Origin of the sequence: Paraburkholderia sp. SIMBA_054, assembly GCF_046534875.1 — a bacterium.
GTDB classification, from domain to species: Bacteria; Pseudomonadota; Gammaproteobacteria; order Burkholderiales; family Burkholderiaceae; genus Paraburkholderia; species Paraburkholderia hospita.
The window spans coordinates 1-263 of the sequence record NZ_JAWRXV010000975.1 but is presented as its reverse complement, the minus strand read 5'-3'; the positions used below and the strand labels follow the sequence as shown (position 1 = coordinate 263).

Annotated in this window: 1 protein-coding gene; it reads left to right on the top strand. The window is 68.4% G+C overall.

Annotation, left to right across the window (positions count from 1 at the left end; genetic code table 11):
- Nucleotides 1–263 (top strand): efflux RND transporter periplasmic adaptor subunit (locus SB822_RS58030; RefSeq protein WP_410859231.1); only part of this gene is annotated, 263 nt, incomplete at both ends.

Genomic DNA, 263 nt, shown 5'->3' with positions numbered 1-263 from the left:
CAGTTCGACGTGACGGTCATCCAGGCCGACGGCTCGGTCTATCCGCAGAAGGGCCGCATCGACTTCACGAACCCCGCGTTCAGTCAGGAGACGGGCACCTTCCTCGTGCGCGCCACGTTCGCCAATCCGAAAGGCACGCTCAGGCCCGGCCAGTTCGTGCGCGCGAAGGTCTCGGGGGCGGTGCGCCCCAATGCGGTGCTGGTGCCGCAGCGCGCGGTGCTGCAGGGCGCGAAGAGCCACTTCGTGTGGGTGCTCGACCAGGA